The 17,383-nt window shown below is 34.7% G+C and carries 15 protein-coding genes and 1 riboswitch; all 15 genes read left to right on the top strand.

Annotation, left to right across the window (positions count from 1 at the left end):
• Window positions 1-286 precede the first annotated feature (286 nt).
• Window positions 287-592 carry a hypothetical protein gene (locus tag BKP45_RS08090; RefSeq protein ID WP_322788160.1) on the top strand — a complete coding sequence of 102 codons (306 nt, stop codon included), beginning with the start codon at window positions 287-289 and terminating at the stop codon, window positions 590-592.
• Window positions 593-911: 319 nt separating this feature from the next.
• Window positions 912-1,586, top strand: a complete 675-nt coding sequence (locus BKP45_RS22065) for a hypothetical protein (protein ID WP_139193786.1) — start codon at window positions 912-914, stop codon at window positions 1,584-1,586.
• 207 nt (window positions 1,587-1,793) lie between these two features.
• Window positions 1,794-1,880, top strand: a riboswitch (cyclic di-GMP riboswitch).
• Window positions 1,881-1,973: 93 nt separating this feature from the next.
• Window positions 1,974-2,615: a hypothetical protein gene (locus BKP45_RS08080; protein ID WP_071389225.1), complete on the top strand. Its 642-nt coding sequence runs from the start codon at window positions 1,974-1,976 to the stop codon at window positions 2,613-2,615.
• A 10-nt stretch (window positions 2,616-2,625) separates the two neighbouring features.
• Window positions 2,626-4,191: a dynamin family protein gene (locus BKP45_RS08075; RefSeq protein ID WP_071389224.1), complete on the top strand. Its 1,566-nt coding sequence runs from the start codon at window positions 2,626-2,628 to the stop codon at window positions 4,189-4,191.
• Window positions 4,124-5,302 (top strand): hypothetical protein, encoded by a 1,179-nt coding sequence (locus tag BKP45_RS08070; protein ID WP_139193785.1) that lies wholly within the window; start codon window positions 4,124-4,126, stop codon window positions 5,300-5,302. Before BKP45_RS08075 ends, BKP45_RS08070 begins: the two co-directional genes overlap by 68 nt.
• Entirely contained in the window at window positions 5,253-7,385 is a 2,133-nt protein-coding gene (locus tag BKP45_RS08065) for a dynamin family protein (protein ID WP_071389222.1), read from the top strand. The genes BKP45_RS08070 and BKP45_RS08065 overlap by 50 nt, the downstream gene beginning before the upstream one ends.
• Window positions 7,351-8,022 carry a hypothetical protein gene (locus BKP45_RS08060; RefSeq protein ID WP_071389221.1) on the top strand — a complete coding sequence of 224 codons (672 nt, stop codon included), beginning with the start codon at window positions 7,351-7,353 and terminating at the stop codon, window positions 8,020-8,022. The genes BKP45_RS08065 and BKP45_RS08060 overlap by 35 nt, the downstream gene beginning before the upstream one ends.
• A 24-nt stretch (window positions 8,023-8,046) precedes the next feature.
• Window positions 8,047-10,836 carry an ATP-binding protein gene (locus BKP45_RS08055; RefSeq protein WP_071389220.1) on the top strand — a complete coding sequence of 930 codons (2,790 nt, stop codon included), beginning with the start codon at window positions 8,047-8,049 and terminating at the stop codon, window positions 10,834-10,836.
• Window positions 10,829-11,647, top strand: a complete 819-nt coding sequence (locus tag BKP45_RS08050; RefSeq protein WP_071389219.1) for a hypothetical protein — start codon at window positions 10,829-10,831, stop codon at window positions 11,645-11,647. Before BKP45_RS08055 ends, BKP45_RS08050 begins: the two co-directional genes overlap by 8 nt.
• A gap of 15 nt (window positions 11,648-11,662) precedes the next feature.
• On the top strand, window positions 11,663-12,085 hold the full coding sequence (locus BKP45_RS08045; protein ID WP_071389218.1) for a hypothetical protein: 423 nt from the start codon (window positions 11,663-11,665) through the stop codon (window positions 12,083-12,085).
• A gap of 8 nt (window positions 12,086-12,093) precedes the next feature.
• Complete coding sequence (locus BKP45_RS08040) at window positions 12,094-13,449, top strand: hypothetical protein (protein ID WP_071389217.1); 1,356 nt, start codon at window positions 12,094-12,096, stop codon at window positions 13,447-13,449.
• A gap of 445 nt (window positions 13,450-13,894) precedes the next feature.
• Complete coding sequence (locus BKP45_RS08035) at window positions 13,895-14,899, top strand: HNH endonuclease (protein ID WP_071389216.1); 1,005 nt, start codon at window positions 13,895-13,897, stop codon at window positions 14,897-14,899.
• Window positions 14,889-15,308, top strand: coding sequence for an SMI1/KNR4 family protein (locus tag BKP45_RS08030; RefSeq protein ID WP_071389215.1), 420 nt, complete (start codon window positions 14,889-14,891; stop codon window positions 15,306-15,308). The genes BKP45_RS08035 and BKP45_RS08030 overlap by 11 nt, the downstream gene beginning before the upstream one ends.
• Window positions 15,309-15,662: 354 nt before the next feature.
• Window positions 15,663-15,797: a hypothetical protein gene (locus tag BKP45_RS23275; protein WP_281243029.1), complete on the top strand. Its 135-nt coding sequence runs from the start codon at window positions 15,663-15,665 to the stop codon at window positions 15,795-15,797.
• Window positions 15,798-16,562: 765 nt separating this feature from the next.
• The gene (locus BKP45_RS08025) at window positions 16,563-17,078 is read left to right on the top strand and encodes a GrpB family protein (RefSeq protein WP_084787733.1); all 516 of its coding nucleotides are present in this window, start codon (window positions 16,563-16,565) and stop codon (window positions 17,076-17,078) included.
• Window positions 17,079-17,383 lie beyond the last annotated feature (305 nt).

Raw genomic sequence — 17,383 nt, 5'->3', positions numbered from 1 at the left:
AAATCATGATCCTCATAAGAACTGGGCCTACATTCTACATTCTTTTCGAATGTCTTTTTTATTTGTAAAGATCTCACTTTGTGGTTCTGGAAATATATTGTTAAAACCCCACGCCTTGTACTCGTCTATCGAATACTTATTTCGGTTATTGCCCCATTATGTTCATCACTACAACAGAAGAAAATTTGTACGGTGAAAACTATAATATGAATTGATCGCTTTTCTTTAATGATACCTCTTTGTGGTTCCCTAAACTGTATACAAATGATGGGTGTGATAACTTAATATCAGCCTGGAACTAATAATACGGGAAAAAAGTACGAACCCACTAGAAGTCAAACCGCATATGGAATACCATATAAATAGCAATATTCATAAAAGAATTGTTTTCGCTGGTGTAAAAAGTCCTCTTGGTGGTGTTATTTATAAGTTTAAAGGGGAATTCAATCTTGATGTAGAACAATCTTATGAAGAACAATGTTTAGTTTGGAAAAGGTTAGCAACTAGGGTCAAAACGTATAAGCCACTTGCGTATACGTGTGAAAATTCCGAAATTGTAATAAATGAAACCATTATACAAGAAAGAACCTAGTATCCTCTTTCTCCTCGTGCTTATTGAAGTTTCGAGAACATACATGAAGCAATCACTATATTCGGTTAATATTCAATTTGTTGTTTTATGTGAGTGAATATCATGATTACCAAAAATGTGCAACATAAATCTATATTTAGTTACGAACAGTTAAATGTAACTAAATATAGTATGCTAGCGTGAGAATAACGAATGATGATATTCATTATTGTTTCATTATGAAATTTTTTCAAATAGAGTCATATTTTTATATATAAAACTTTGGTAATATATTATACTTATAGAAAATAGGTATTTTTAACTAAGGTGGTGTTTTTTTGTGGGGTTTATAAGAGAAACTGGTAGATTTTTAGGTGGTGCAGCAGGGTTTGTAATAGGAAAACCCATCAAAGTTATTGGAGATGTGACCAAGATTGATGTTGTTTCAAAAATTGGCGATGAAGTCTACTATGCGTCAAAGTTTGCTGGTGATACAGTTGGACAAGCTGTTGATGGTGCTATAGATACTACTTATGGAGTTCTTCAAAAGGACGCGCATAAACGCGATCAAGGACTAAATAATATGGGTGATGCTGTTATACGAACTGGAAAAGGGGTTTATGGTACAGCAAAGAAAACATATGTGAACGGTAAGGATGTATACTCTGGTATTAAAGAAGGAGATAAAGAAAGAGTTAGGCATGGAGTTCAAGGAATTGCAACGACTGTTGCAGTAGGAGCTATTGCAGTAGGAGTTGTGGATGTAATTGATGGCGTCGATGGAGCAGCTGATTTAGCAACAGACACTGCTCACCCTTTGGTTAGTGGTGACCCAGGGACGCATTTTGTTGAGCCGCATTATGTAGAGGGTTATGTTAAAGCTAATGGAACAGAGGTTTCTGGCTATTGGCGTGATGGCGATGGTGATACTTCAGTAAATAGAACGGTTGAAGACGGTGGCGGCTATATGCGTTCTAATCCTGATGGGGATCCAAGTAACAACTTAAAAGGATAAATAATTAATAAATAAAATATGACACTTACTCAATTGAGTAAGCGTCTTTTTCTGATAATGTAAGAAAGCATAAAAATACCTTACTTGGAAACTGTAAATTGTTATTAGATTGGTAGTTTTAAAAAATCGTAAAAACGGATCAATTTAATCGTTTATTTGCATATAGGTCTATGGTAATATATAAATATAGTATTATTTAGTAATAATTTTAGAAAATGGCAAACCTACCGAAAGTTAGGGACGCAAAGCCACAGGTCTAAAGGTCCGAGTGACTATGACGGCTGGGTTACCGAGAAGTTTCAATCGTCTCTTTAAGGTAATAAGACCTATGGCTATTCCTATTATTAGGGGTAGCCATTATTTTTTTATATGAAAAGGGGTTAAGTGATGGGTAGTGTTGCAGAGAAGACACTTGGTCAAATTCATGAAACGAACATATTAATGAATTCATCTATTTATGAAACAATGGAAGCAGTACAGGATACAAAAGAAACCATTAATGAAATCTCCAAAGACTTAGAAGAATTGCAAGAAGAAACGTCGAAAAGTTTACAAAAAAATAAAAAAGAGCTTCAAAAAGAAATAAAACAGCTAGAAAACAATGTGAAGTCTGAAATCTCAGAATCTACCAATCAATCACTTACGATTATTTGTAACAGAACTACTGCTATTGAAAAATCAACAAGTGAGCTTAACAAGGGAAATCAAAAATCGTTTGTAAAAATACAAGAACAACAAAATCAACACATCAAATGTTTGCAAAAATCTTTTGCAGATCAAAATAAATTTTTAATTGAAAATGACAAGGCTCTACATAAACGCTTAAGTGTTCTTGAGAATAATCAGCTGGAAATTCTCAATAAGTTAGCTCAGTTAGATCGAGCGCTAACTAAAACGAATGAAAAAAACAATCAAAATAGCCAAGCGTTGACTGCGAAGGTGGACGAACAAACTGTGCAGCTATTGAAAAGCCAAAAAAAATGGTTTGTTTTTGTACTTATATTAGTGTTCATTGGATATTTACTGTAGGGGTGAAAGAATGGAATTAACCGTTACGTTTTGCGATAACAAAATTACCATTAGCGGTGAAAATGGGGTAGTAGTTCTCCCGCCGTATTTTTATTTTTTTCAACAACGAGTATTAATTGGCAAGCAAGTAGAACGATCCCTTGATTTGTTTCCTCAATACATTTTTCATATTTTTACAGAAACAAATGACAAACGTGTACTAGCATTTTTTAATGAACTGAATCATTATATTGTAAAAAAAGATGGTGTTCATACCTTTTGTATTGAATTGCCAGTGTCTCTTACACATTTTCAACCTTTAATCAAAGGTGAATTACCACATGTTGAGGTAATCGTAAATCAAAACAATCATACGAGAAAGAACTATGAAATAGAAGCAGAAATGGAGAAGCATGTTTACAAAGCTCTTGCCACTGTAATGACAAATCAAATTATTGGAACACATCGTTTGTCGGGACGATTGTATGAAAAAATATATCAAATTGTACGGTTACGCGCTAACGCCTATTTAGAGGAATTACTTAAAAGAGGGAACGCAAAACTTAATTTTAAGCTTGTGGATGAACAATTGGCTCTACAGGTCATTGATATGGAAGTGAATATCCAACAGCCTGTTATTAATAAAATAGTAAGCCGTTATCAAAAAACAGCCAAAAGTGAGAAACAGCTTGTTCAAAGTCAATATGAAATGTATGATGGCAACTTTAAAGTAACATTTATTAGTCCATTTTCCTTTGGTAAATCAACTCTCATTAATGGGTTGCTTGGTGAAAAATTGTTAAGTATGGATATTCGAGCGGAAACGGCAATCATTACGAAAGTCACTTGTGCCGATGAAAATGTACTATTAGTAAAATATCAAAACCAGCGAGTTGAACAATATCATTACGAATGCCCTATTGAATTGCGAGAAAAACTGAAAGAACTTACTGGGGTACGGAGTGTTGAATTACCAACAGAGGTACAAATTTTTTATAAGATGTCACATCTGCCAGGTGTAACTATCATTGATGCGCCAGGCTTAAATTCTAGGCATGCCGATCATAATGAGATTGCATTACAAGCACTAGAGATGTGTGACCTTGTTGTCTTTTTAATTAATCCAGCTCATATTGGTGAAGCAAATTTTTCTGAACAAATCAAAGACTTTCTCACCGTGGTAAAGCAAAAAAAACTTAAATATGCCTTTGCGCTTTCTAAGATGGATATTTATAATGATGATCTCGAAGTTATCAAGGATGAAATGGAAATCGTTCTTAAGGATTTAGACCCTAGCTACTCACCTAAACAGTTATTTTTTATTTCAGGCTATTTTGGTCTATATGGAAAATTATTAAGAGATGACAAGGTAGAGTTAAATGAAGTTCAAAAAAATCGCAGTATTTTTGTTATTGAAAATGATGAAATTCTTAGTGGTCGAGAGATCGAGTCGTACCACTCACAGTTTTTACTTGATTTTAGTCAATTAGAAAGACTAGAGAACTTTATCCAAGAAAGAGGTGAATTCAATGCTTCAAACGAACTCCATATGGATTGTCGAAAGCAAGAGGCAGTTGGAGTCGCTTCAGGAACTTAAACCGAAGCTACATTATAAAGAAGTGGTACTTGAATCAGAGTGTGATATTGAACGGTTACCAAGCTTCGATATGATCTTTTTTCTCTTAACACCGACTCAAATCGGTCATAAGTTTTTTAAAAAAGCAGTAGAAGAAGTGTTCAAGGTCCGTAAAAATAGTAAAACGATTTTTTTAGCTATTGATGATTGTCATCGCCTAGATGATGAAGATGTTATTAAGGTGACACTTGAGTTGAAAGCTTCTATAAAAGATATCATGAAAAACCCTACTGTCTTTAAAGTGTCTTCTTATTACGCTTCTTTGCATCATCAGTTTGAAAGAGGGCAACTTACGTTGGAAGACCTTCGGCGAAATCGTGAGGTCATGGTACCTACTCAGGACGGCGACATGATTATGGGGAAGAAATTACAAGGAGATCATCCTGCTATGCTTCTTGAGTTAAGTAAAATGGAGCAACTTTTTGAACTTGTACAACAGTTTTCCTCTGGTATCCGAAATGCAGGAATTGACGTTGCCAAGAAAAATTGGCTTGTGGTGGGACCTGACCGAACAGGGAAAAGTCTTCTTACCAACCTTCTCCAACAAAGCGTTGGAGAAAACAATCACTTTGTGGAAAACGATATAGCTGAAGTCGATCTGGGGAAATATTATGATGGTATGTTCGTCATTTTTGACCTTGAATGGGACAAGTATAGTAGTTACTTAGAAAAAATTTGTACAAGTACAGTTGGTAGTGAAAAAATGATCATTGTAAACAAAGTAGATGATTTTATGTTCTTTGATCAAAGTCGAGATGAACTATTAAAAGAAATTAAAACAAAAATACAAAGCTATACAAGTGATCCTATTTATTTTGTTTCAGCTTCTTATTATCAACAGTATATAAAGCTTCTACAAGGAGAGATAACAGTGGATGACATCATCGCCGATCCAGAAATCATCTTGGTAGATCCACTAAATTTTCCAATAAACAAGGTGAGGAATAAAACGGAACTTTCTCAACTTCTTTTGGATCAATCAGGTTTTATTCAATTATTACAACAAATAGGAGTGATGGACGATGCTAGAGAAATTTGCAGAGACGAAGAAATATTTAGTGAATATTTTTAATGAGTTACAAAGTTCAGAGGATATTGACGGCTATATTATTAATAACTCAATTCTTTCAGACGAAATTCATCGACTTAAAAATGGAGATTTTAAAATTGCTCTTGTAGCCCCTTTTAGTGCCGGGAAATCTACTTTTATTAACTCTATTATTGGTAAAGATTTATTAAGTATGGATATTCGAGCGGAAACGTCAGTTATTACAAAGATTAGTTACTCGGAGCATATTAAAATAGAGATCAGTTATATTCAAAATGATAAGGTAGAAGTTATTGAGAAAGACGACTTCGGTGCACCTCTTACGTATGATACTTGTAAAGAGGTGTTGAAAAAAATTACTACCGTTCGTGACGAAAAAAATGAGGAGATTATACGTCAAGTCGTCGTTTATTGTCCTCTTGAAATATGTAAGGACAATGTAGAAATCATTGATACACCTGGTCTGTTTTCTCGCCATGAAAAACATGAGGCAATTACAAATAATATTATTCCACAAGTGAATGCGGTCATTTTTATGATAGATCCAGATAGTGTAGGAGAAGCCAATTTCACAGATAAAATTCGTAATTATGTTAATTCTGCCAAAAATTCTAGCTTAGAAGAAGACGGTCGCCACATTTTCTTTGTTATTAACAAAATTGATGTGTTCGATGCGGAAGATATCGCAAAAGCTAGACATGAATTAGAAGAAGTTCTCTCAGGAATTATTATGAAGCCTAACATTCATGAAGTATCTGCTTATTTTGGTATGAGAGGCAAGCAGCTTCGTAGTGGTGACCTAGAAATTACAGATATTCAAAAAGATCGTAAAATTAAAATTCCTGATCCTATTGATCCTGAATACACCATATCAGGAAGACAAATTACCGATGAGAACGCATTGGATATTATTCACTTTAGTAAAATTAGAGAATTGGAAAAATCCCTTGGTGAATACCTTCAAAGTAAAAATCAATACTTAATTACAGACGTAATTTCTAGTATTCGTAATATACTTTCAGATTCAATAAATAAACTGAAGTTCGAAATGAAAGAAATTTATTCTACGATTGAAGAAGATCAATCGATTTATATCGAGAAAATAGACCAGCTTCGAGAAGAAATTGAATCTGTAAAAGTAGAAACGCTAGCGAATATTAATAGTCTCGTTATGAGAAGAATTAGAGGTGGGATCTCTGATAGTAGCTTAGAGGACGAAATATCTGATGAAATTCAACATCAATTAGTTGGAACAGCAAAGGATATTGAACGAGAAATGTTTAAGAAGTGGTCAAAGGCAAAACAATCTATTAACCGTCACAACGCTGAGGAAATTGTAGAAACGGTTATTTTAGAAGCAGAGGATTTCCTTGTACTAAAGGTAAAAGAGTTAGTAAGACAATCATTCTTGAATGTAAAAAAGATTATCTCTGTATTAATTAGTGATATTCAACAGCAACTTAATACTGTTACAGAAAAGTTTGAAGAAGCGGAAATTAAAAACCTAGGTTCAAAGATGGACCGCATTGGAAATTTAAATGTTGATAATTTAGTTGGTTCTACGATGAATAATATTGAACGTGAATTTTCAAGTATCATCGTTTCAATTGCCAAAGATTGTCAAGAAAAGGTTCGAGACGCTTATGATTCTTCGGTCTCAATGGTTAAGAAAAAAGGTGTATGGAACTGGTTAAAAGGATTATTTGGTGCTGAAGATTATGAGGAGAAGTTTGACTTATACCGTTTTAAACGAGAGCTTGATATTTTAGTTGATGACTTAACAGATACGATGAAAAATAGACTTATGGAAAGTCATGTAGCGATTTCAGAGCCGATTTTCTCTATGTCTAATGTGATTATGGATGATATAAATGGTGAAGTATCCAAAATCATTACGAATGTGGTGAAAATTAAAGAGAGTGTGTTAGTTGATTTAAAATCAGAAATGGATCGTAATGAGGACGAGAAGAGGGCGTCTATTGAACTCAAACAGATGAAGGCTTCTAGAGTGAAGGAAATTAGTCACAGGTTCGAAGAAAGGTTAGTTGGGTTAACGGAGGAGGTTATTGAAGATGAACTTTCCGTCGAAAGCCCAGTCTATCAATAATTATTTAGACAAAATGTATGATCAGCTAATGAAGGACAGTGCATGGATAAGCGACTTTGATACATTACAAAAAAAATGCAACGTCGAAACTAGTAAGCTTGTAAATTATAGTATTGCCATTTTAGAAGAAATAAAAACCGAGGTGGAGAAAGCTTCGTTAACGCCTAATAATAAGATAAATTTAATAACCGCTCTAGACGGTATCCACCGTAAGCTAAGTATCTCACCATTTCAGTTAACAAAGGAACAGTGTTTACATGTAGAAATGACTCCTATTTCTAATCAGGTTCAACAAGGAAAACAAGAACGGCAAGGAACTTTAAACGCAGGGACAGGGGTAGGAGCAATCGTTGGATTAGTAGTGGGCTTTTTTATCACAAAAAGCCCTAATCCTTTGCTTTTCGTTATTTCTACTCTTTCTTTTGCTTTAGTAGGTACTATGGTTCGGTCAGCTACTGTAAAGCCAGTTGTAAGCACGTCAAAGGAACTTTCAGCGAGTATCGAAAAACCAGTCCGACGGTTTGGTAAGGTGAATAAAGAAAAGTTTGAAACAGTCGTTCATCAAAGAAAAGCAGTCATCCAAGCTCTGTTTATGCAATACATTCAACAATTAGAGGAAGCCTGCCGCCGATATTAACATAGGAAGAGGGTTGCATTTATTGTGCAAGAAGATATAGTTCAATTAAAACGAATTCAGACTCCTTTGCAAGAGCAGCGCTTACGTCGCTCAAGTAGTAACTTATCTGATTATCAATTTTTTCAAATTATGAAAATCGCCATTTCTGATCAGCTCGAAATAGGTGAAATTCAAAGCTTTGTCAATCACTGTGTAAAGCAGTTTGTTGCGTCATTGGCAGACTCCACGGCACCGCTAATTTTTCGAGTGAAAAGCAATCGCGAGAAACGATCCTTGGCATTTTTGCTTGGGACAAGCCGAAAGAGTGGTACCTCTATTGCAGAAAGATTTAGTTCATTTTTTCAATCTGTAGATTTTCATGAAGTAAATGAAAAAAGCGTAGTTTCTGACTATAAAGCCCAAGCTATCATTACTGGAATCCCAGCCTATAATGATACAAAATATGTTAACTATATCGAACCGTTCGTTAGGTTTATTCGCGATAAAGATGTGATGCTTGAGATCGTAGCGAAACCTATAAATAAATCAACGATTCTGCGGCAGTTAGAAAACGTAACTGAGCAACGAACAAAAAACTCACTTGAATTAAAACAGAGTTATTCAGAAAGCACGGCTACTTCTGATTCGTCTTCTACAAGTTTAGGACAAACATACACTGATGGAAGCAATAGTGGTGGTGGATTGTTAGTCGTTAATTCAAGTAATTCAACCAGTGAAGGAACAACGAGTTCCAGTTCGGACACAAAAGGAACGACAGAAACGTTAACAAAAAACATGGAAAAATCTGATCATCAAGCATTAGAAGTAGATGCTCTGTTAGAAGTACATGTAGCCCGTTTGCAACAATCTCTTTCATCTGGGCTATGGAAAACGTCTGTGTCCATTTATGCCAAAGATCATGCCGACGTTTCTAGTGCTAGTGAAGTATATAAGTCAACATATTGTAAAGACGCAGTAGAGCCATATCAAATTTTTTTGCTAAAGGATACGTACCCGACTATCGGATTGTTAGAAAAAGAAGCTTTGGGACAAACAATGGATTTATTCCATGAGCAATTTCGTGAGTTCTCGTTTTTAACAGGTGATGAACTATCGTATGCCATAGATGTTCCAAAGGAAGAGTATAACGGGTATGAATTTTCTCAAGTTCCAAGATTTAGCCAAAACATAACGGCGACGAAAGGAATTCCATTAGGAAATCTTTATGACGGAGAAAAGAAAACGACTACGTTATTTCATCTCGACAAAAGCAAGCTTGTTAAGCACGTTTTAGTGGCTGGTATCACAGGTAGTGGAAAAACAAACACACTATTTAATTTATTAAAAAATGTTGACGTACCCTTTTTAATTATTGAACCAGCGAAAAAGGAATACCGTGCACTCCAAAACGTAATTCCTAATTTACGGGTATATACAATGGGAAATGAGGCGGTTTCACCTCTTCGAATTAACCCGTTTTATTTTCCGGCTCATGTGAACATCCAGCAGCATATTGATCACCTAAAAGTGATATTTAACGCTTCGTTTACGATGTATGCCTCCATGCCTAACATATTAGAACAATGTATAAATAATATTTATATGAAAAAAGGTTGGAGTTTAACGACTTCCGCAAATATATACCAAAATGATCATTATAATTATGAGAAATATTTTCCTACCATCGAAGACCTTTACTATGAAATTGATGATTACACGAAAGAACTAGGCTACGCTCAAGAACAAATGCATAATATTCGTGCGGCTCTATTAACACGAATAAAAAGTTTAATGACTGGTGGAAAAGGCTTTATGCTTAACACTTCAGAAACGATGGATATTAAGACACTTTTACAATATCCAACTGTTTTAGAACTTGAAGCCGTGGCTGATGATGATGAAAAATCACTGATCATCGGATTTATTTCCATCTTTATTTATGAGTATTTAAAGGCAAAGGAAACAGAATTTACGGGGGAATTAAAGCATTTGCTCGTTTTAGAGGAAGCACACCGGATTTTTGCTAATGTCAATCAACATGGTAATCAAGAACATGTGAACATTAAAGGAAAGGCGGTCGAAAGTTTAAGTAACATACTATCTGAAATTCGTGCCTATGGCGAAGGGATGATTATTGTCGATCAGGTGCCAACAAAATTAGCCCCAGACGTTTTGAAAAATACGAATACAAAAATCATTCATAGAATTGTTTCAAAGGATGATGCTGAATATGTTGCAAATTCACTTGCCTTACCTAACGAGAAAATTCATTTTATTAGTAAACTTACAAACGGAGCCGCTCTTTTGTATAGCGATGGTATGAATGCACCAGCTCATTTACAAATTTTACATGGTAAAGAACATTTTCATTTTATGTCCGATCAAGATTTAAAGCAAAAAAGTGTTTCGTACAATCATTTAGATACAAAGCAGATGCACCCTTTAACGGAAATCATTATTCAGAATATGTCTCTGTATACTGAGCTTACCAAGGAAGTGGAAAAATTTTATTTTTCATTGCTTCAAGAACCACTTCAACAATTGCACAATAACTATCAACGTACAAAAGAAATGATTATTAGCCATGCAAGTGAATATGGTTTTGATATGAGGATTAATGTAGATGAATTTGTCTTTTCGTTTGTAAAGGAAGCCTTGTTTAAGCTAGTTAAAACGAACAAGAAAATTAACAAACAGATAAACAAGCGGATTTTTATTGAAAAATACCTTGAAGTTTGTCTCGCTCTTTTATCAAAGCAATACGAGCATCACAGAAAAGAATACACTCTTTTGTCAATTAATCAAAAAAAGCTAGGTGGTGACTACATTGTTTGAATTCTCAGCGATGGTGGAAGGTTTAAAAAATATTGCGACAAAGACAGAGTCAACGCAAGAAGTGTATAAAATCGAAAAAATAAAAGAGTGGGATCAAAAAGATATCGAAATGGAGAAATTACCTCTTGAAGATCAGTGGAAGTACAAAGTTGAATATATGAATCCATTAGAGCAAGAATTGCAAAATGCTAATGATGCAGAGCGCTATATGTCAGATGATATCGGCCTCAATGAAAAGACCCGTGAGTTTTCTGACCCAACTTACATTGATGAAATTCGCGCTAAAAATGAAAATGTAGACCAGGTTTTGACTAGGCAAGAGGAATCCCTCAAAACCAATAATTCTGATTTGAATTACCAACGTGTTGATGAGCAGTTAGAACGGTATAAAGGAACTGTATTCGAACATCAGTTGAAAGATACACTAAAAGATCATTTTGATAAGGTTGAAGATAAGCAGCAGGTTGTACAAGTTGAATGGGGCGAAACGAAACCCGACGTCATTTTACGAGGGTCATTAGACGATATAAAAATTGGTGAATTAGAGATTAACAAAGGTGAAGATCTCTTTATTGAAGCCAAATGTGGATCAAGTGATTATATTCGTAATGAAATGGGGCATATGTTAAAACAGGTAGAAGGTCATGACGGAAACTCATTAGTTGTTGTGACAAAGGACTATTTAGACATTAACCCAGATGTTCGTGCTGAATTTGAAAAGAAATTAGCCGAAAAAAATAGTTCCGTATACGTAGTGGATGTGACTGCAACAGATGTAAGTATTGGATTAACCAATAGCTTAAGGTTATAAGAGAGGTGAATGAACATGAGGCAAACGTATTACGGGGTAAGTTCAACTGTCTATCAACAATTAGAGAAGGATATCAATCTTTATAGTCAGCTAACAAGAAATTCATTCAATCGAGCATTGGATAAGACTCAAAAACAAGCCTTATTGGTCGAGAAAGAAGCGTTAAAAAAGGCGATACAACAACAACTTTCTAATTCTGGAATGATCCTTGGTTTTTTAAACTCTGAACAAATAGAGGCAGTTGAAACAGAAATCGAAAACATCAACAGCGAAGAGATAAAGGGAATGCTACGTTCAAATTTCATTCCCTACTTACAACTAGAGGCACTCATTGTTTCATTATCGACGATCCGTGAAACAACTGCTCTCACAAATTTAATTTTCTTTTTAGAAAGGGCCAAACAAAACGAACAAAGTATCATTGTTTGGATTATGTAGGTGATAAAGTGGATTTTCAACGAATAGATCAAAATGTGATGAAATATTTAGACAAGCAAAAAAAAAGCTTGCAACTAAATCCCCGAGGCATAAACCTGACTATAAAAAAGCTTGACCAGTATGCAAGTAATTTTCACTTTGAAATTAATGAATTACTTAAACTAGAAAACAAATCAACAAACAACGACATCGAAAAGAAAATCCAAAAGCCTAAAATTAAGTTTGTAGACGTTGAGCGATTTGATGATGTAGAAAAGGTTAAAAGTAAACTTGTATCTGTTTCTAACAAGCTTATAAATGAATTAAACATATTAATTAAAAACTCTCGTGGTTTTCATTTGGAAATTGGAAATGGTTCAACGAAGCGTTTCAGACGAAATGTGGATTACATTTTACGTGAAGAATTAGATGTGTCATATACTAACAAATCACATCTTTATCGAGTTGTATCAGCCATAAATCAAGAAATTAGATATGGTTATTGTGAAAATTTTGATGAATTAAATAAATTATTTCAGTATATTCGCGACCCAAGAGTTATTGATGAATTAAAAGGTAGCTCCGAAGAAAATATATTTTCTATAATTGATGACATGTTTAGGCAATACAAAGACTATTTTTCTCAGTGTATTGTTAGTTATATCACCTACTATAACCATATGCCTGAAATAGCGCAAAAAGATGAAGAGCATGAAGTGATAAAAACAAAAAGTGAACGGATGATTGCGGTAGCTAATTCACCAACAGTAGCTAGGGAAGAAAGAGGAAGTAAAGAAAGTAAAGCAAGTGAACAAATAGCTAAACAAAGTAAGTTTAGCGATGAGGTAAAACCTAGTATTCAGGGGAACAACAGTGAAAAAGTTCATGCCAGTCTATCAACTGAATTAGATGAAAGAGAGATTTTGAGTTCGCAAAGGAAACCGAGTGAAGGAGTAGCAGTAAGACCTGCCACTGACAAAACTGAAACGGTACCTCATAATGCGGATACTCAGACTAGTGAACCTAGTACTTCTGACACAAATAGACCCACGGAAATTTCTCAATTAGAAGACAAGCCAAATAGTCATAGCCAGACATCTGTACTAGAAGAAATAAGAGCGGAAGATAGTAAGGATGAAAGTGAAAGTAAAGTAATTACTCATACTGAAAGCGAAACGATCATTTCTGAAAACGAAAAGGCATATTTGGAAAGCAAGACTACTAAACCAAAGCAGAAAACGATAGAAACGATCAGTATCCGTTATAGCAATGGTGAGACAAGAGAGTTAACATTCGCCCAAATTGATCAAAAATTAAATCTTCAGTTGGAAGTTTTATTCGAAGATATTGAACAATTGACTGAAAAGATAAAGCAAATAAAGTGAACGATTCTACTTTTATCCCACTCTTAAGGGTCAGTAAGACTCCCACCTCAAAACGTAAGAAAATCGGAAAGTTTAGGTGGGGGATTAACTGTCCCAACCAAATTGTCAGATGATAATACTGCCTCGATATATAATAATTAGAATTCGCGTGGTGTCAAACACTTTTGAGATACCCTCTAACTAACCATAAGTGGGGAAGGAAAAACCTCAACTATTTGAAGTTCAAATTTTGCTCATATATAACGTACAATAATGAAAAGCAGCCTCGAGGCTAATAGTTTTTAAAGGGATTTTTTCCAATGGTTAAGGACTAATTTCAAGAAAAGATTACTAGCTTATATAGTGATAGACGAAAAATCTGGTAGTAGTCAAAAGAAAAAAGCAATCCCTTACATCACGGTTTGTCTCACATTCAATCATTATGAAAATGTAAGGTGGGGTCGTTATGGATAAAAAGGAATGGTTGAAAAAGCAAGTGAAATCTGGTGCTGACAAAACGTTGCGACGTGCGAAAAAGTTATATCAGACATTTGATGAAAAGGACCGGAATTTGAAATCATCAACCGGAAAAGGCATTTTCCATACATATACTGAAAAAGGCGGCGATTTGGCTGGAAAGGTTATCGGGACACCCGTTAGCTATATTGGTAAGAAAGTTAAGAGTCCCTTTGTCGATGAAATTGGTAAAAACCTTCATGGTGCAACTAAGTTTAGTGGTAATATTGCAGGACAAGTAGGCCAAGGAACCTGGAAAACAACACAAGGTTTTGTAAGTAGAAACAAAGCTGATCTTTATGAAGGATTAGGTGAGTTTGCTACTGCGGCTGGGAAAACAATGGGAGCTGTTTATAAAACAAGTGCTTATACATTACAAAATAGTGCAGCAGTCATTAATGGAGTATATCACAAAGACTATCATAAGGCGTTAACTGGCATAAAAGGTGTCGGTAAAGTGGTGATAGTTGGTGCAGTAGCTATTACGGTGTTTGATCTTATCGAAGGGGATGACGTGTCTGCTGCTGAAAATGGCGATTTTTTATTGACACATAATAGTCATCTAGATGGTCAGTTACACCCAGAAACAGGAGTTCCTTACGAAGCACAAACGGTCGTGTTAGAGAATGAGAATGAGGTTATTGGGGTTTTTCCTGTATTTGATGCTGTAGCTGAAGTGGAGCTGCCAGCAAAAATGTATGAAAGTAGTGACTATCGTCATTTTTCCTATGCAAACAGTGAATTAGTAGATGCTGTTAGTAAAGACCCTGGAATGGCAAGTCAATTCACAGTAGAGCAGCTCGAGCAAATATATGAGAGTGAAACACCAGACGGTTATACGTGGCACCACCATGAACAGTTGGGCAAGCTGCAGTTAGTAGACGAGGAGCTACACGCTAAGTCAGGACATAGTGGTGGACGATCAATTTGGGGAGGTGGTTCAAATGCCCGTTAAGGTAGAATGGAAATTTGAAAAGCCAGTAGCGACAGATCGAGTGCTCAAGCAGCTAGAAAATGATTTGAAAGTTACATTACCTTTTTCATATCAACAACTTGTAAAACAGCATAACGGAGCAAGACCGAGACCGAATGTAATAAAAACTAGTAACGGGAACGACAGAGTCGTAAAAACCTTTTTAACAGTGCATCCAACAAAAGGTGGAGTCAAAGATGTAAGTGAGTGGTTGGTCAACCAGCTTCCAAAAGATATGATTCCTTTTGCAAATGATCCCTTTGGTAATTATTTCTGCTTCAATTATGAAACTTCAAGAAAGGAGCCAACAATCGTTTTTTGGAGTCATGAAAAACAGCAGGTAGAATCTTTAGCAAACTGCTTTGAAGAGTTTTTAAATAATTTTATTTAAAGTGGGAAAAGGGCACTCCACCTGTATCAAAAATAACTTTCAAGGAATTGGTTTTACCAATATAGAATAGCTCAGTCAAATATGAGCGGGCTATTTTTTATCTTGAAAAAAGCATTGCGTATAGCTTTGCAAAATGATTAATAGCATATTTATTTGAGTTATTTGAACGGAAATTCAATCCTAATCCCAATATAAACCTGTTATAAACTTTAGTTATATTTCCACCGAGCAAATGTATTTAATTCATTTCAGGAATAAATTCTATAGTACTAATGCATTATAAACTTAGTTGCAAGTAAAGTTTTAATTATTATAAGGAATTATAGGAACATGAGTGAAAGAAGGAGGAAAATAATGACTAATCGTAATGATAATCGAAAGCAGCCTCATACTGGGGGGAATAAAGCAGCCGATACGGAATTTGGTTCAGAAGTTGTTCAAAGTAAAAAAGCAAGAAAAAGAGCAGCGCGAGAAAACAAAAATAAATAATTAGTTTTTATATTTACTGTCGTCCTTTACAAATTGCAACTATTCTAAAATTTAATCGTAACACAAAAAAACCGCCTTTCCCGTCAGCGGTTTTTTTGTGGAGTTGTCAAGAAAAAAATGACTTGACAATTATATTATCTTTTAAAAAATGAAAAATTATACATAAAAAAACAAATTTAAAGAGATGAAAAATAGGACTATTGTTCCGTATATAAAAAATGTTTATAAAAAGGAGTAAATCAGGTGGAGAGTCTACTCCATCTGATTGTAAAATCCCACCTAAGCTACGCTTAGAGGTGGGGGTCTTTTACCCTAATAAAATTCAGATAAAGCGGAGGCCCTTTTTCTTGTTATATTCCCAAATAGAAGGGAATTAGTGGTAATATTGAGTTGGAATTAATGAATCTAACGTGAATAATTGTCGCCCTAAAAATTGCTATATTGATAAGAAAAGCGCAAGCGCCTTGGTCACGAGCGATAGGCGCTGAAGCTAGACAGTTTCCAAGTTAGAAATTTACAAATTCTGGTTATGTAAAAACAATAATGAGAAACTTAAGTCGATTTAACCTACACTTTTCCCCCACTTTTAAGGGGAAGTAGCCCACCTCAAAACGTAAGAAAATCAAAAAGGTTATGTGGGGGCTTAACTATTCCTAAAAGTCCGATATAGAATAACTTTTATCAGTGGAGAATGAAGGAAAATACCCCCTGATTGAAGTTTAGATTTATAAAATAAATGTTGCTAATTCAAGCGAGGTGAATGTAATGCGTAAAGTTAAGGTTTTTCCACATAAACAGAAATGGATAGAGATGTTTCAAGAAGAAAGTGAGAAACTTAAAACTGTTTTTAAAGATGAACTTATTCATGTATATCATATAGGAAGTACTGCTATTCCAACTATATATGCTAAACCGATAGTTGATATTATGGTAGAAGTTACAAACATTAGTAAAGTTGATAAGTTTACTAGCGAAATGGAAGAGCTAGGCTATGAATCTCATGGTGAATATGGAATTCCAAATAGGCGTTTTTTTAGTAAGGGTGGTGACAACCGGACTCATCACGTTCATATTTTTGAACATGGAAATGGAGAAATTGACCGTCACTTAGCATTTAGGGATTATATGATTGCACATCCAGAGGAAGCCTTGAAATATAGTCAATTAAAGCAAACGTTAGCTGAGAAATTCCCCACAAACATAGCTATGTACATAGAAGGAAAGAACGATTATATAAAAGTAATTGATAAAAAAGCAAGTAAGTTGAGAAGAACCAATTAGATCAGGTGATTAGTTAAACTTACACCGTTTTTTGGAAGGGGAGCAAAGAACCTCTATCTTATTGAAAAAAGGAATGGTTTTGTTTGAAAAAAATTAAAATAGCATTCTATGAATTATTAGCAGCGTTCATTATTTTATTTTTTGTTTATATTGTATCAAATTCTTTTTTTGTAATAAATCAATCTACAAAGCCTTACATAATCTTTATTTCGTTACTAATATTTTGGATAGGAAAATATTCTGTTATAAATCGAAAAAAATGAGAGAACTACAACAAAAGCAGTAGGGTAGACTGAACCAAAGTT

It is taken from the genome of Anaerobacillus alkalidiazotrophicus, assembly GCF_001866055.1.
Note: the sequence above shows the minus strand (reverse complement) of the source record. Positions and strands in the feature narration are given on the sequence as shown.

Excerpts from the sequence above, each read along its gene's own strand:
- BKP45_RS08030 (WP_071389215.1), top strand. The coding sequence starts at position 14,889 with ATGCCCGTTAAGGTAGAATGGAAATTTGAAAAGCCAGTAGCGACAGAT.
- BKP45_RS08080 (WP_071389225.1), top strand. The coding sequence starts at position 1,974 with ATGGGTAGTGTTGCAGAGAAGACACTTGGTCAAATTCATGAAACGAAC.
- BKP45_RS08025 (WP_084787733.1), top strand. The coding sequence starts at position 16,563 with ATGCGTAAAGTTAAGGTTTTTCCACATAAACAGAAATGGATAGAGATG.
- BKP45_RS08035 (WP_071389216.1), top strand. The coding sequence starts at position 13,895 with ATGGATAAAAAGGAATGGTTGAAAAAGCAAGTGAAATCTGGTGCTGAC.
- BKP45_RS08045 (WP_071389218.1), top strand. The coding sequence starts at position 11,663 with ATGAGGCAAACGTATTACGGGGTAAGTTCAACTGTCTATCAACAATTA.
- BKP45_RS08065 (WP_071389222.1), top strand. The coding sequence starts at position 5,253 with ATGCTAGAGAAATTTGCAGAGACGAAGAAATATTTAGTGAATATTTTT.
- BKP45_RS08070 (WP_139193785.1), top strand. The coding sequence starts at position 4,124 with ATGCTTCAAACGAACTCCATATGGATTGTCGAAAGCAAGAGGCAGTTG.
- BKP45_RS23275 (WP_281243029.1), top strand. The coding sequence starts at position 15,663 with ATGACTAATCGTAATGATAATCGAAAGCAGCCTCATACTGGGGGGAAT.
- BKP45_RS08075 (WP_071389224.1), top strand. The coding sequence starts at position 2,626 with ATGGAATTAACCGTTACGTTTTGCGATAACAAAATTACCATTAGCGGT.
- BKP45_RS08060 (WP_071389221.1), top strand. The coding sequence starts at position 7,351 with ATGAACTTTCCGTCGAAAGCCCAGTCTATCAATAATTATTTAGACAAA.